Source organism: Microbacterium sp. MAH-37 (assembly GCF_009758255.1).
Classification (GTDB): domain Bacteria; phylum Actinomycetota; class Actinomycetes; order Actinomycetales; family Microbacteriaceae; genus Microbacterium.
Genome location: NZ_WSEN01000010.1, coordinates 149,694 through 163,156 on the forward strand (window position 1 = coordinate 149,694; position 13,463 = coordinate 163,156).

Annotated in this window: 11 protein-coding genes; 4 read left to right on the plus strand and 7 right to left on the minus strand. The window is 69.6% G+C overall.

The window, feature by feature from the left end; translation table 11 throughout:
* Positions 1-93: 93 nt before the first annotated feature.
* Genes GON06_RS14985 through GON06_RS14995 form a run of 3 tightly spaced genes read right to left on the minus strand, consistent with a single transcriptional unit; the run spans position 94 to position 3,490 of the window.
* Complete coding sequence (locus GON06_RS14985; protein ID WP_157313124.1) at positions 94-1,437, minus strand: MFS transporter; 1,344 nt, start codon at positions 1,435-1,437, stop codon at positions 94-96.
* Positions 1,434-2,348: a ChbG/HpnK family deacetylase gene (locus GON06_RS14990; protein WP_157313125.1), complete on the minus strand. Its 915-nt coding sequence runs from the start codon at positions 2,346-2,348 to the stop codon at positions 1,434-1,436. The genes GON06_RS14985 and GON06_RS14990 overlap by 4 nt, the downstream gene beginning before the upstream one ends.
* Positions 2,349-2,353: 5 nt before the next feature.
* Positions 2,354-3,490 carry an ROK family transcriptional regulator gene (locus GON06_RS14995; protein WP_157313126.1) on the minus strand — a complete coding sequence of 379 codons (1,137 nt, stop codon included), beginning with the start codon at positions 3,488-3,490 and terminating at the stop codon, positions 2,354-2,356.
* A gap of 94 nt (positions 3,491-3,584) precedes the next feature.
* On the opposite strand from GON06_RS14995, the gene GON06_RS15000 reads away from it, so the two are divergent.
* Positions 3,585-5,030: a carboxylesterase/lipase family protein gene (locus tag GON06_RS15000; protein WP_157313127.1), complete on the plus strand. Its 1,446-nt coding sequence runs from the start codon at positions 3,585-3,587 to the stop codon at positions 5,028-5,030.
* A gap of 35 nt (positions 5,031-5,065) precedes the next feature.
* Here GON06_RS15000 and GON06_RS15005 read toward each other — a convergent pair whose 3' ends face one another.
* Genes GON06_RS15005 through GON06_RS15020 form a run of 4 tightly spaced genes read right to left on the minus strand, consistent with a single transcriptional unit; the run spans position 5,066 to position 9,613 of the window.
* On the minus strand, positions 5,066-6,412 hold the full coding sequence (locus GON06_RS15005) for a sulfatase family protein (protein WP_157313128.1): 1,347 nt from the start codon (positions 6,410-6,412) through the stop codon (positions 5,066-5,068).
* Positions 6,409-7,344 (minus strand): carbohydrate ABC transporter permease, encoded by a 936-nt coding sequence (locus tag GON06_RS15010; protein WP_157313129.1) that lies wholly within the window; start codon positions 7,342-7,344, stop codon positions 6,409-6,411. Before GON06_RS15010 ends, GON06_RS15005 begins: the two co-directional genes overlap by 4 nt.
* An 8-nt stretch (positions 7,345-7,352) precedes the next feature.
* On the minus strand, positions 7,353-8,315 hold the full coding sequence (locus GON06_RS15015; RefSeq protein WP_232528507.1) for a carbohydrate ABC transporter permease: 963 nt from the start codon (positions 8,313-8,315) through the stop codon (positions 7,353-7,355).
* Positions 8,312-9,613 (minus strand): ABC transporter substrate-binding protein, encoded by a 1,302-nt coding sequence (locus GON06_RS15020; protein ID WP_157313130.1) that lies wholly within the window; start codon positions 9,611-9,613, stop codon positions 8,312-8,314. The genes GON06_RS15015 and GON06_RS15020 overlap by 4 nt, the downstream gene beginning before the upstream one ends.
* Positions 9,614-9,842: 229 nt before the next feature.
* Between GON06_RS15020 and GON06_RS15025 the strand changes: the two genes are divergently transcribed.
* Genes GON06_RS15025 through GON06_RS15035 form a run of 3 tightly spaced genes read left to right on the plus strand, consistent with a single transcriptional unit; the run spans position 9,843 to position 13,404 of the window.
* Positions 9,843-10,961, plus strand: coding sequence for a GntR family transcriptional regulator (locus tag GON06_RS15025; protein WP_157313131.1), 1,119 nt, complete (start codon positions 9,843-9,845; stop codon positions 10,959-10,961).
* Positions 10,962-10,987: 26 nt separating this feature from the next.
* On the plus strand, positions 10,988-11,977 hold the full coding sequence (locus GON06_RS18840) for a Gfo/Idh/MocA family protein (RefSeq protein WP_157313132.1): 990 nt from the start codon (positions 10,988-10,990) through the stop codon (positions 11,975-11,977).
* Positions 11,974-13,404 carry a sulfatase-like hydrolase/transferase gene (locus tag GON06_RS15035; protein ID WP_332837604.1) on the plus strand — a complete coding sequence of 477 codons (1,431 nt, stop codon included), beginning with the start codon at positions 11,974-11,976 and terminating at the stop codon, positions 13,402-13,404. The genes GON06_RS18840 and GON06_RS15035 overlap by 4 nt, the downstream gene beginning before the upstream one ends.
* Positions 13,405-13,463 lie beyond the last annotated feature (59 nt).

Consider the following 13,463-nt stretch of genomic DNA (forward strand, 5'->3'; position numbering starts at 1 on the left):
TCAATCGATGCGGGTCCACCGACCCCGGACACCCACAACCAGTGAGACCGGAACCTGGAATGCAGGAGCGCTCCCGACAGGTCCGTCTCGAGGTCAGGCCGCCGCGACGGCGTCCGGCGTGCGGATCGGGTAGAGCCAGAAGCACAGCCAGGCCAGGGCCGTGAAGCCCAGCGGAACGACGGCGAGCATGATGCGGACGGCGCCGTCGACTGATGACGGTTGAGCGTCGCCCAGCGAGGCGTCGAATCCGGATGCGGTCAGCACCCAGGCCGCGACGATCGCCTGCAGCACCACGGAACCACGCACCACGAAGCCGTTCACGCCGAAGTACACGCCCTCGCGCTGATGCCCGGTGCGGGCCGCGTCGTCGTCGATGATCTGCCCGAGCATGATCTCGAGCAGCTGCAGCAGTCCGCCGACGCCGACGCCGACCGCGAGACCGACCAGCGCGGCCCCGAGCACCGACGAAGGCCAGAGGAAGCACAGCACCGCGACCCCGAAGATCGCCACCCCCACGAGCACGGCGGTGCGCGGCGAGGTGCGTCGCACGAACCAGCTCCATCCGACGATCGACGGGATCGCCGCGACGAAGATCGCCCCGAGCAGGATGCTGGCATCCCCCTCGGCCGCACGCAGCGAGTACCGCACGTAGAACGGGATCGCCGCGATGATGATCGCGACCGAGGTCTGCACCATCAGCGAGCCCAGCACGTACGGCACGAAGGCGCGGTTCGCGAAGGTGTACCGCAGCTGGTCACGCCACGGCATCCCGGCATCCGCCGAAGAGGACGCAGCGGCGGAGGACCGCTCCACCATTCCCCCGGCGAACGACCAGACCAGCACACCCAGGCACACCGCGCCGAGGATGAGCGCCATCGCGGGCCACCCGAGCGACCCGTAGATCACCGGGGCGATCGCCGTGCCGAGCACCATGCCGAGGATGCCGAAGATCTGCCGGGGCACGTTCCCCGAGGCCCGCTCCGCGGTGGTGCGGAAGATCTCGGGGAACAGCGCGGACACGTTCAGCACCACCACGACGAACGCCACGTCGTACACCGCCACGATCACGATGAACCAGGCGATCAGCCCGCCGACCGGCAGCGCCGGCGGCATCCAGATCAGCGCGAACGCGACCACGAGCGGCACGATCCCGAGTCCGATCCACGGCACGCGCCGCCCCCAGGGCGTGCGCAGCCGATCGGAAAGCGCCCCGACCACCGGATTCAGCAGTGCGTTCAGGATGCCGTGCGCGATCATCGCGACCGCGACCCATGCCGCGGGCACGCCCAGGTGCGCGACGTAGAAGTAGACGACGAACGCCGAGAACGTCTGCGACATCAGCTGGATCGGGAAGCCGGATGCTCCGAAGGCGATGCTCTGGGCTCGGGTCGGCGCGCCGTCGAGACGGCGGTCGCGGATGCCGGTGACGAGGGTCATGCCCGCTGCACGTCCCTCAGTTCGCGCCAGCCGATGCGCACCAGGCCCTCGTCGGCGATCGCCTCGGCGACCGCGGGGTCGGTGAGCAGCCGCAGCTCGTATCCGCGCTTGGGTGCCGCATAGTCGACCGTCGCGCGCAGCTCGTCGTCATCGACCATCGGATGCAGGAAGATCTCCGTGACTCCCGCCGGCACGGCTCGCAGCAGCTCGAGGAATCCCTCACGCACCTGCTCATAGGTCTCCTCGTCGTCGGCGCCCTCGCCAGCCAGCTCGAACGGGTGCGTCCACGCGCGATCCGGGATGACCACGCCCGCGGCATCCGCGGCGGCCGCCGCACGATCGATCAGCGGCTGCATGGCCGGGTCGACCTCGAGACCCGTGCCGTAGCGCGGCAGCCGGAACGGCAGCCCGTGTGCGGCGGCGAGCGGCAGCACCTGTGCGAGGAAGTCGCGTCCGGTCTCGAGGCCGTAGACCGAGCCCATGTGGTTGTCGAGATGGGTGACGTCGATGCCGGCGGCGAGCGCCGCCTCGAGCTGCGCGGCGATCTCCGCCGCGACATCCGCTTCCGCCGCCTGCTGCTCCACCTCGAGACAGGTGTGCGGGAAGTACCCGTCGGCGTCCGCGAGTGAGGAGCCGCTGCCCGTGAGCGGCCGCCACCGGTACCCGGTCCACTCACTGGTCAGCACGAGGTGCACGCCGACGTCGAGGTCGGTGCGGGATGCCGCGAACGCGGCGGCGTCTGGCGCCCAGGCGCACGGCATCATCAGGGTGGTCGAGTCGAGGTGTCCGTCCGAGAGCAGGCCGGTGATGGCCCGGTTCGCTGCGCGGCACATGCCGAAGTCGTCGGCGTTGAGGATGATCGCCCTGGCACCGGCAGGCAGGCCGAGGCGATCGGTGAGGGGTACGGGCATGTTCTCTACGTTCTGCTGGATTCGGGTGTGACGATGCGAGTGAACAGGGTGGCGCGCAGCGCATCGGCCGCCTCGTGCACGGCGCCGACCAGCGGGGCCTCGGCGCCGAAGGCGGACAGCGCGAACGACAGGGGGAGCTGGTCGTCGAACTCCTCGGCAGCGGCACCCACGGCTTCGAAGAGCACCGGGTGCGCGGCGTCGCCGGCGAGGACGATCAGCCCTGGATCGAGCACGAGCGTGATCGATCCGGCGATGAGCACCAGCCGGCGGGCGACCTCGGCGGCCATCACCCGCGCGCTCTCGTCACCGGATGCTGCGGCCTCGAGATGCGCGGGCAGCGGCAGCGACGGCTCGCGCCCGGCGACCAGTGCCAGGTCGGCGGTGACGGCGTGCCCGAGCACCGGCGCGCCGACCGGCAGCGGCGACTGCGGCAGGTAGTTCACCTCGCCGGCCATCCCGGAGACTCCGCGGTGCAGTGCACCGTCGACGATGTATGCGGCGCCGAGGCCGTCGTCGAGCAGGAGCAGAGCGAAGCCCTGCTGCTCGGCGCCGATCGGGCCGGACAGTTCGGCGAGCGCCGCGAGGTTCACGTCGTTCTCGATGCGCACAGGGCAGCCCAGTCGCTCGGCGAGCGCAGCGCGGAAGGCTCCGCCGTCCGGGCCCTGGTCGTCGCGGATCTCGCCGTCTGCGCGCACGATCCCGGGCACGGCGACGACCGCGACCAGCACCGGTGCGACCACGGTGGCACGACACTCGTCCAGCAGCGCGGCGATCGCCTCGACGCGATCGACGACGACGGGCAGCGGGCCGTGCGCCTCAGCGCGGATCGCTCCGGTGGCGTCGAGCAGGACGACGTGGATGTCGTGGTGATCGATGTGGATCGCGGCAGCGACGCCCAGCCGCGAATTCAGTCCGACGCGGGTTGCGGCGGGCCCCTTGGTCGCACGCTCCTTACCGGCGGATGCGACGGCATCGCGTGATTCCAGCATCCGGAGCACCTGCGTGACGGCGGTGCGTGACAGTCCGGTCTCCGCCATCAGCTCGGCCCTGGTGAGCGCGCCGCGTCTGGCCAGCGCCTCCAGGATCGCTCGTGCGTTCATCGTCCGCAGCAGGGTCTGGGGTCCTGCGAGAGGTCTGGTCAACGTGCATCCTCGCGTTTCGTCCGGAACAGTCTGGCACAGCGTCTCGGATGCCGCGACACTTCGTGTCATACCGGTGAGGACCATACTGGAGGCGATGAGCGAAGCACCGATCGTCCAGACCGAGTCCGGTCCTGTGCGAGGCATCCGCCGCGCACAGGACGCGGCATTCCTCGGTATCCCGTTCGCCGCGCCGCCGACCGGTCGGCGCCGGTTCCTGCCACCGCAGCCCGTCGAGCCCTGGGCCGAGGTCCGCGACGCGACCGCCTACGGAGCGACGCCGCAGCGCCGCGAGGAGCCGAACGCGCTGATCCCTGAACCGTCGGTCAAGGGCTCATCGACTCTGAACGTCAACGTGTTCACCCCCGCCCTCGACGGTGCGGCGCCCGTGCTCGTCTGGATCCACGGCGGCGGTTACTCCTCGGGCTCCCCCGCGAGCCCCTGGTACGACGGCCGCGCCTTCACCCGCGACGGCGTCGTGACCGTGACCGTCTCGTACCGGCTCGGCTTCGACGGTTTCGGCGTGATCGACGGCGCCCCCGACAACCGCGGCGTGCGCGACTGGGTGGCGGCCCTGGAGTGGGTGCAGCGCAACATCGCCGCGTTCGGCGGCGACCCCGCCAGGGTGACGATCGCCGGGCAGTCCGCCGGCGGCGGCGCAGTGCTGACTCTGCTCGGGATGACGGCGGCGCAGCACCTGTTCCACTCCGCGATCTCGATCTCCGGCGCCCTGGGAGATCTTCCGCGTGGCATCGTGGCGAAGCGCAGCGCGCTGCTCGCCGGGCTGGTCGGAGTGGAGCCCACGCTCGACGGCTTCCGGTCCGCGACCGAGAAGGCCCTCACCCGGAAGCAGTACGAGGCCTCGCTGCTCGGCAAGACCGGTCTCAAGGCGACGACGGCCGTGCTCTTCGACGGGTTGCCCTGGGGTCCCGTCGTCGACGGAGAACTCATCGAGCGCCCCACCGTCGACTCGCTCGCCGCGGGCGTCGGTGCGGACAAGCCGCTGCTGCTGGGCGCCACGGACGACGAGTTCACTCCGGCGATGGATGCCGCGCCCCGCGCCCTGAGGTTCGTGCCGGCCTCCGTCGCGCTGCGTCTGCTCCGGCCGGCGAGGGCGCTGCGCCGCTCCTGGCTCGTCGCGAACCGACCGCAGCGCCGCAAGGGCACTGCGGCGACCTTCGGCCGCTTCGTCACCGACACCGTGTTCCGCTCACTGGTCGTGCGGGTCGCCGAGGCGAGGGCGACTGCCGCCACCTGGGTCTACCGCTTCGCGTGGGCGTCCCCGAAGACCGGCTGGTCGAGCCACTGCCTCGACGTGCCGTTCTGGTGGGACTGCCTGGGCTCGGAGCGCGTCGCCGCGCTGGCCGGAGATCGTCCGCCGCAGGGGCTCGCGGACGACATGCACGCCGCCGCCGTCACGTTCATCACCGGCGACGACCCCGGCTGGCCGACCTGGCGGACCGAGCCGGGGACGACCCGGGTGTTCGGCGACGTGCCCCCGGTCTCGACCTCGGCCTATGACGACGCCCTGCCGCTGGTCTGAAGCGCTCGGCGGTCACGCGACCGCCGAGCACCGCCTCAGTACGGAATCGCGAAGATCTCCTCTCGCACCGATTCCGGAGCATCCGCCGGCAGCGGGACGAACTTGAGGAACTCCTCGTCACCGGTCTGCCGGCACCAGGCCAGCAGCTTCGCACGCAACTCGTCGCGCAGACGATCGAAGCGAGACTCGACAGCGAGGTTGCGCTGTTCGCCGGGGTCGTTCCGCAGATCGAAGAGCTGCTCGCGATACCGCCCCCAGCTGTACACCACGTATTTGTGATCCCCGCACCAGATCGCGCGACCGCGGGTGAGCGGCGGATCCGCACGCTCGAAGCGCGTCTCGGCGGCGATCACGCGATCCGACGGATCCTCCCCCGCATCCAGCGCACGAGGCCTGCCGTGCAGTCCGTGCGGCGCTGCTGCTCCTGCGGCGCGCAGCAGGGTGGGCAGGAGATCGAGTCCGGCCGACGTGAGGCCCGATCTGCCGCCGGGAACGACGCCGGGGCCGCTCACGATGAGCGGCACCCGGGTGCACTCCTCGAACAACGCAGTCTTCTGGTTCCACCGGTGGGCGGCGTCGCCGTCGCCGTGATCGCTGGTGAACACGACGAGGGTGGAATCTGTCAGGCCTGCCTCGTCCAACGCGTCCAGCAGCTGACCGAGGTATGCGTCGGCCCGCTCCGCGAGCCGACGGTAGGCCGCTCGGTACTCGCGCCACTCGTCCGAGGTGTAGGCCGCGGTGCCGTACACGTGCTGTGCCGCGTGCTTCTCGTGCCGAACGGCCTCGGACTCGAACGGTGCCGGGAGGAAGTTGGACGGCAACGGCGGCGCGTCCCGCACGTCGCAGCGCTCGACGTCGCCGTAGGGCATCGGCTGCCGCCTGGCGTACTCGCAGATCGTGTGCGGATCGTCGAAGGACGCGATCAGCAGGAAGGGATGTTCCGCCCCCTGGCGCCCGCGCAGCCAGTCGGCACACGCCTCGGCGAGCCCGCGATCGCCGAACGGCCGCACCACCTCGAATCCGGCGTCCGGCGGAGCGCTGGCCTCGGTGGCGTGCCACTTCCCCGCATAGGCGCAGCGGTACCCGGCAGCGCTCAGAAGGTGTCCGAGGCTGTCCGGACGCGCGCCCGTCTCCGTGGGCGACCGCTCCGCACGCCGGTTCCCGGCGATGCCCAGTTCGTGCGGCATCCGTCCGGTCAGGAACGACGCACGCGACGGCACGCAGAGCGGGAAGGTGACGTAGGCGCGTCCGAACTCGGCCGCCCGCGCCCGCAGCCGATCGAGGTGAGGCGTATCGGCCCATCCCTCGTCCCTGTCGATGACGTGAGCCCCGAGTTGATCGGCCATCACCACCAGGATGTTCGGCTGCGGCGCAGCGCTCACTTGCCCATTCCCAGGGTGAGCCCCTCGGTGAGGCGTCGCCCCAGCCAGAGGTAGATCGCGAGCATCGGCAGCACGACGATGCAGAGCCCGGCGAACAGTCCGCCCCAGTCCGCACCGGAGTAGGTCTGCTGCTGGATGAACGAGATGAGAGCCACGGGCAGGGTGTACTTGTCGGTGGACTGCAGCAGCGTCAGCGCGAGCAGCGTCTCGTTCCAGTGCGAGATCACCTGCAGCACGAAGGCGGTCAGGATGCCGCCCTTGGCGAGCGGCAGCGTGATGCGCCAGAACGTGCCGAACGCCGTGGTGCCGTCCAGCGCCGCCGCCTCTTCGAGTTCCGCCGGCAGCGACCGGAAGAAAGCGATCAGCAGGAAGACGGTGAACGGCATCGAGACACCGATGTAGACGAGGTTGAGCCCGATCAGACTGTCGGTCAGATACATCTCGTTCAGCATCACGAACAGCGGGATGAGGATCACCTGTGCGGGGATGCCGAGACCGAGCACGAAGTAGAGAGTCAGCGAGCTGGTGAACCGGTTCTCGACACGACCGAGATAGTAGGCGGCCGGCGCCGCGATCGCGACGGTGAGGAACGAGGAGACCCCGGTCGTCACGACACTGTTCAGGGTCGCCGTGGCGAAGTCGCCGACCGTCCAGGCAGTCACGAAGTTGGTCGGGTCGAGCGAGGTCGGCAGACCCCATGGATCGCTGAGGATCGAACGGGTGTCACGGAACGCCTGGATCACCATCCAGACCATCCACGCGACGTTGAGCACCACGAAGGCCCAGAGCAGCACCAGTCCGATGCCACGGACGATGCTGCGGTCGTGGCCGATCGCCGCTCCACGCCGACGCGGGCGATGCGGGCGCCCGGTCGGCGGTGTCACCAGGGTGCGGGTCGTGATCTCTTCGGGAAGCACCTGTGCAGAGGTCATGAGCACTCCTAGAACTCGATCGCGTCGCGCTTCATCACGCGACGGAGCAGGACGACGAGCACGGACACGAGCGCGAGCGAGAGGATCGCGGAGGCGCTGGCCATGCCGTACGCGGGAATGGACTCACCGGAGAACGCCGTGACGTACGTGTACACCGCCGTGCTCCAGGTCTGGGTCGGCGGGATGCCCTGTCCGGTGGATCCGCCGAAGATCCAGATGATCTCGAAGATCTTCACCGACGAGATCGTCCACAGCACCGCGCAGGTGCCGAACACGTCCCAGGTGAGCGGCAGGATCACGTACCGCAGGCGCTGCCAGGCGTTGGCACCCGCGAGCGCGCAGTCCTCGTAGTAATACGGCGGGATGCGGTCGACTCCGGCCATGAGGATCGTCGTGTAGTAGCCGGTCGTGATCCAGGTGAGCATCACCATGATCAACGGGAACAGGTTGTCCTGCGCCAGCCATGCGGGCGGGTCGGTGACACCGAGCCATCCGAGCAGGGTGTTCACCAGGCCGCCGGGATTGAGCACGAAGCCGGCGAGGACCCCGAAGATCATCGCGTTCACCAGGTGGGGGAAGAAGATCACCGATCGGGCGATCTTGCGTCCTGCCATGTCGCGCAGCACGAGGGTCAGACCGAACGAGACGATGAAGATCGCGGCGCCCACGACGAACAGCAGCAGCAGAGTGTTGCCGAACGACTTCAGGAACAGCTTGTCCGAGAACAGCCGGACGTAGTTGCCGAGGCCCACGAACTCCATCGGACCGGCTCCGGACCACTTGTTGAAGCCGATCCAGATCGCGTAGACCGCCGGTCCCACGAACAGCACGCTGTAGAACAGCAGAGCCGGCCCGACGAAGGGCACGAACAGCCGCCTGCGCGCCTTGTCGATGGCGTTGCCGCCGGAGCGGGATGCCCGAGAGGCACCCCGTCCGGCGACGACTCCAGGCATTGCTGCCGTCTGGGTCATGAGTTCTGCTTCCAGTAGTCGGTCTGACCCGACTTCATCGTCTCGACGAACTCCTTCGCGGAGATCTTCCCGAGGATGAGCTGGTCGGCGGCCGGCCAGAACAGCTTCTCGGAGTAGCCGGGGAAGCTTATGCCGTCGTTCTGCTGGTAGAACGCGTCGGCGGAGTCGAGAGCCGCCTTCACCGTCTCCATCTCGGGGCTGGTCGCAGCGTCCTGGCGGACGGGCAGGATCTTCGCGTCGGTGCCCAGCGCGTCCTGGTACTTCTTCTGCAGGAAGAAGGTCGCGAACTTCTGCGCGTTCTCGGAGTTCTTCGCCCTGGCGGGCACCGAGAAGCCGACGAAGTCGGCGCGCGCGACCTTCTCGCCGCCGTCGACCGTCGGGAACGGGAACGACGAGTACTCGAAGCCGTCTGCCGCGTAGGTCCCGGTCTCGGTCGGGATCCAGGTGCCGTTGAACAGCAGCGCGGCCTTGTCGCCCGCCCAGGCCTGCTGCTGCGCAGGCCACTTGCTGGCGTTGTAGCCGGGGATGAAGTAGCCGCCGTCGACGAGCTGCTGCACCATCTCCGCAGCTTCGAGCGCCTCCGGCTCATCCCACGCCTCGCCGGTCTTGTCGGCGGCGATCTTGTTCAGGGCGCCGGGGCCGGCGATGTGCACGATCGCGGCCGTGTACCAATAGGCGTTGTAGCCCGACACGTCGCCGTCGATGGCGATGGGCACCTCGTTCGCCGCCTTGAGCTTGTCGAGCTCGGCGATGAAGGAGCCCCAGTCGGCCGGCGGGGCCGAGACGAGGTCGGGGTGCGTGGCCGCATTGAACCAGATCGCGTCGCTGGTGAGGGAGTAGGGCAGCATCCACGGCGCATCCTCGCCCTTGCGGGTGAGGATGTCGCCGGCGAGGTAGGCCTTCGGAATGAGGTCTGCGGCCTTCTCTCCGTCCACCTCGGCGGCGTAGGCGTCAGCGAGGGCCTTCGCCTGACCGCTCTCGGCGAGCACCGGCGCGAGCTTGGCGAACGAGCCGTCGATGAGGTCGGGCACCTTGTTGGTGTTCAGCGTGGGGACGACCTTCTTCGTGTTGTCACGTCCCTGCCACTGCACGTCGACCGTGATGCCGGTCTCCTTCTGGAAGTCGTCGATGGCGGAGGCGAGGACCTTCTGCTGCGCCTCGCCCTCCTTCCACATCGACCAGTAGGTGAGCGAGCCGCCCTCGCTCGAGTCGCCGCCCTGGGTGGATGCGCAGCCCGCGGCGGTCAGCGCCAGCGCGCCGACAACGACGAGTGCGGAGAGCTTTCGGATCTTCGCCATCGGGTTTCCTTTCGTTCGGGAGCGGCCACGTCGCCGATCCGTGCACGACTATCGCCCGCCAGGAAAGGAGCAATCAATGAGTATTGCGAAGATTCCTCCCTTCAATGTTCTGCATCCGCCTCCACAATCCCCGAACAAGGCAGAGGAATCGCAACCAAACAGATGAATCCCTCTTTATTCCTCTCTTTTGCGACAGGAGAATGAGAGAACTGCCACGAGAGGAGGCGCCATGACCGATCGACGAGGATCCGTGGTGCGCGATGCCGATGCCAAGGCGCTGAAGTTCGAGGTGCTCGCCGACCAGCTGCGGCGCGGCATCCTCGCCGGCACCTGGACCGCCGGCGAGAAGCTGCCGACCGAGCAGCAGCTCGCGACGGAGACCGGCCTCTCCCTCACCACCGTCCGCCGGGCGTTCGACGAACTCGTCGCCGAGCGCATCGTGGTGCGCCGTCAGGGCGCAGGCAGTTTCGTGGCGCACATCCGCCCTCGCGACGAGAAGGCTCGCAGGCGAATCGGCGTGCTGCTCCCCGACACCCAGCTGTACTACCCGCGCGTGCTTCAGGGCATCGACGAGTCGTTGTCCGCCGCGGGCGCGACGCTGCAGTTGTCGACCTACCGCTACGACCGCGAACGGGAGGCCCCCGCGATCGCCTCGCTGCTGGACGGCGGCATCGACGGCCTGCTGATCGCCCCGACGCTCACCGGCATCGAGGACCCCGCCGCCCGAGCGCGAGAGCTCATGGAACTCCCGGTTCCCGTCGTGCTGGTGGAGCGCAGCCTGCCTGATCTCGGCCCTGCAGACACCACCGAGCACGTCTGCTCGGATCATCGCGGCGGAGCCTACGACGCCGTGCGGCATCTCGCAGCCCTCGGCCACACCCGCATCGCTCTCCTCACTCGCGAGCGCACTCCGACCGAGGCGGGCGTCGTCCGCGGGTACCGGCACGCCGTGGCCGATCTCGGCCTGGCCGGCTCACTGGAGTTCGCGCAGTCCAAGGCCGATTGGGTGGCCGACTCGGCGCAGTCGGCCTACCGGCGCATCCGGGACTTCGAGGCCACGGCGGCACTCGTGTTCGGCGACCGCGAGGCGACCCTGCTCGAAGGCGCCATCCGACGCGACGGCCTGAGGGTGCCCGAGGACATCGCGCTCGTCTCGTACGACGACGAGGTGGCCGACCTGGCGGAGGTGCCGCTGACCGCGGTCGCCCCGCCGAAGTACCGCATCGGACGGATGGCGGCCGATGTGCTGCTGCGTCGGCTCATCGAGGGCGACGACTGTCCCCTGCATCAGATCAGGCTCCGGCCCAGGATCGTGATCCGTCGTTCCTGCGGCGCGCGCGAGTCCTGAGTGCGAGCCACGGAACAAGGAGAAGTATGCGCATCGGTCTGATCGGAGCCGGGGCGGTCGCGCCGTTCCACGTGCGCGCGGCGGCCGTCCTCGCCGGGGCGGAGCTCACCGCGGTCTGCGACATCGACGAATCGGCGGCTCGGCGGGCCGCCGACGTCTCCCCCGGGGCGAGGGTGTTCACCGAGCATCGGCGGATGCTCGAGGCGGATGTCGTGGACGCGGTGATCGTGAACACCCCGCATGCGCTGCACGTTCCGATCTCCGTCGAGGCGGCCGAGGCCGGCAAGCACGTGCTGGTCGAGAAGCCGATGGCCACGTCGGTGGCGGACTGCGACCGCATCGCCGAGGCCTGCGCGAGCGCAGGAGTCTCTCTGACGGTGGGCCACATCCAGCACTTCCTGCCCGACAAGACCGCCGCGCACGCCCTCATCGCGTCCGGCGAACTCGGCGCCGTGCAGCTGATCCGTGACAATCGCAGCACCGACTACCGGCCGGGCATGCGCTCCCCGTGGTTCTTCTCCCGCGAGGTGGCGGGCGGCGGAGCGCTGTTCAACATCGGCGCCCACTGCCTCGACCGCTCCCTCTGGTTCGGCGGAGCACCCGCGGCCGAGATCTCGGCCTCCGTCGCGAACCGCTTCGGCTCCCCGGTGGAGACCGACGGCGTCCTGCGGCTGCGACTCGAGAACGGGGTCGGCGTCGCGATCGCCGTGGTGAGCGACCCTCCGACGCGCAGCGACAGTCTGACGGTGGTCTGCGAGGGCGGCGTCGTCGAGGCCGACCCCCGCTCGGGCACCACCGTGCGGGTCGACGGGCGTACGCGTGTGCTGCACGAGCCGACCGATCACGACATCCAGACCGGATTCACCGCCCAGCTGGCAGACTTCCTGCAGGTCGTCGGCGGCGGGACGCCGGCGGTGCCCCTGGAGCACGCGCGGCACGTCGTCGAGCTGATCCTCGCGAGCTACCGTTCTGCGGAGACCGGTACCGCGAGCCTGCTCGGATCGGTGCCGGCGTGAGCGATCACCCGAACATCCTCGTCTTCCTCAGTGACGACCAGGGCCCGTGGGCACTCGGCGCCGCCGGCAACGCGGAGATCCGCACGCCCGTCCTCGACGCGCTCGCCCTCAGCGGCACGCGGCTGGACAGGTTCTTCTGCGCTTCGCCCGTGTGCTCCCCCGCCAGGGCGAGTCTGCTCACGGGCCGCATCCCCTCCACCCACGGGGTGCACGACTACCTCGACGGTCCGAACACCGGTCCGGACAGCGTCGACCTCCTCGCCGGGCAGCCGACGTACACGGATGCGTTGGCGGATGCCGGGTACCGGCTCGGCCTCTCCGGCAAATGGCACCTCGGTGCGAGCGACGCGCCGCGGCGCGGATTCGTGCACTGGTACGCGCTCGAGGGCGGTGGCAGTCCGTACCACGACGCCCCGATGCTGCGCGGGGCCGAGCCGGAGGTCGCCACCGGCTATCTCACCGATGCGATCGCCGATGACGCGATCTCGTTCCTCGACGAGGAGGCGGGACAGGACGCCCCGTTCTTCCTGGCAGTGAACTTCACCGCCCCGCACAAGCCCTTCGCCGGGCAGCATCCAGACGAGTTCACCGAGCTGTACCGCGACTGCGCATTCGAGAGCTGTCCTCAGGAGGAGCCGCATGCCTGGCTGCAGACGCTCGGCGGCGGCCCGATCGGCGGCGAGCCGGACGCCCGCGAGGCGTTGATCGGCTATTTCGCCGCGGTCACGGCGATGGATGCGGCGATCGGACGTGTTCTCGACCGGCTGCGCGCGCACGGCCTGGAGCAGGACACGATCGTCGTCTTCCTCAGCGACAACGGCTTCAACTGCGGCCAGCACGGCATCTGGGGCAAGGGCAACGGCACCTTCCCGATGAACATGTACGACGAGTCGGTCATGGTGCCGTTCATCGTCTCCGCCCCGGGGCGTGTGGCACAGGGGCGGGTCGTGCACGATCTCCTCAGCGCCTACGACTTCCCGGCGACCCTGCTGGAGCTCGCCGGGATCGACCGGGCCGCGTTCGAGGAGGGCCCCGGCCGAAGCTTCGCGCCCCTGCTCACGGACTCTCCGGCCGGGGAATCCGACGAGGATCGCGCGGTCGTGGTGCACAGCGAGTACGGTCCTGTGCGGATGATCCGCACGACGTGCCGCAAGTACGTGCATCGCTTCCCCTACGGTCCGCATGAGTTCTACGATCTCGAGACGGATCCCGGCGAGCGCACGAATCTCATCGACGCCCCGGCGCGCGCCGGCGAGGTGGCCGAGCTGCGGCAGCGGATGCACGGCTGGTTCGCGGAGCACGCCACGCGGCAGGCCGATGGCGCCGCGCTGCCGGTCTGGGGCGCAGGACAGCGGACACCGCTGGGCGACGACCCCGTGGGTGCCTTCGCCCCGCCGGGGTGGGACGGCGCCCTCGCCGGCGCGTGAACGCCCCGGATGGGAGCAGAACTCGGCGCCGACGCCGATCGGAACCGCGTCCGGCTCCC

What these genes read in the sequence shown, in the direction of transcription:
- GON06_RS15020 (WP_157313130.1), bottom strand. Translation starts at nt 9,613, where the DNA reads ATGGCGAAGATCCGAAAGCTCTCCGCACTCGTCGTTGTCGGCGCGCTG.
- GON06_RS15025 (WP_157313131.1), top strand. Translation starts at nt 9,843, where the DNA reads ATGACCGATCGACGAGGATCCGTGGTGCGCGATGCCGATGCCAAGGCG.
- GON06_RS14985 (WP_157313124.1), bottom strand. Translation starts at nt 1,437, where the DNA reads ATGACCCTCGTCACCGGCATCCGCGACCGCCGTCTCGACGGCGCGCCG.
- GON06_RS14990 (WP_157313125.1), bottom strand. Translation starts at nt 2,348, where the DNA reads ATGCCCGTACCCCTCACCGATCGCCTCGGCCTGCCTGCCGGTGCCAGG.
- GON06_RS18840 (WP_157313132.1), top strand. Translation starts at nt 10,988, where the DNA reads ATGCGCATCGGTCTGATCGGAGCCGGGGCGGTCGCGCCGTTCCACGTG.
- GON06_RS15015 (WP_232528507.1), bottom strand. Translation starts at nt 8,315, where the DNA reads ATGACCCAGACGGCAGCAATGCCTGGAGTCGTCGCCGGACGGGGTGCC.
- GON06_RS15000 (WP_157313127.1), top strand. Translation starts at nt 3,585, where the DNA reads ATGAGCGAAGCACCGATCGTCCAGACCGAGTCCGGTCCTGTGCGAGGC.
- GON06_RS15010 (WP_157313129.1), bottom strand. Translation starts at nt 7,344, where the DNA reads ATGACCTCTGCACAGGTGCTTCCCGAAGAGATCACGACCCGCACCCTG.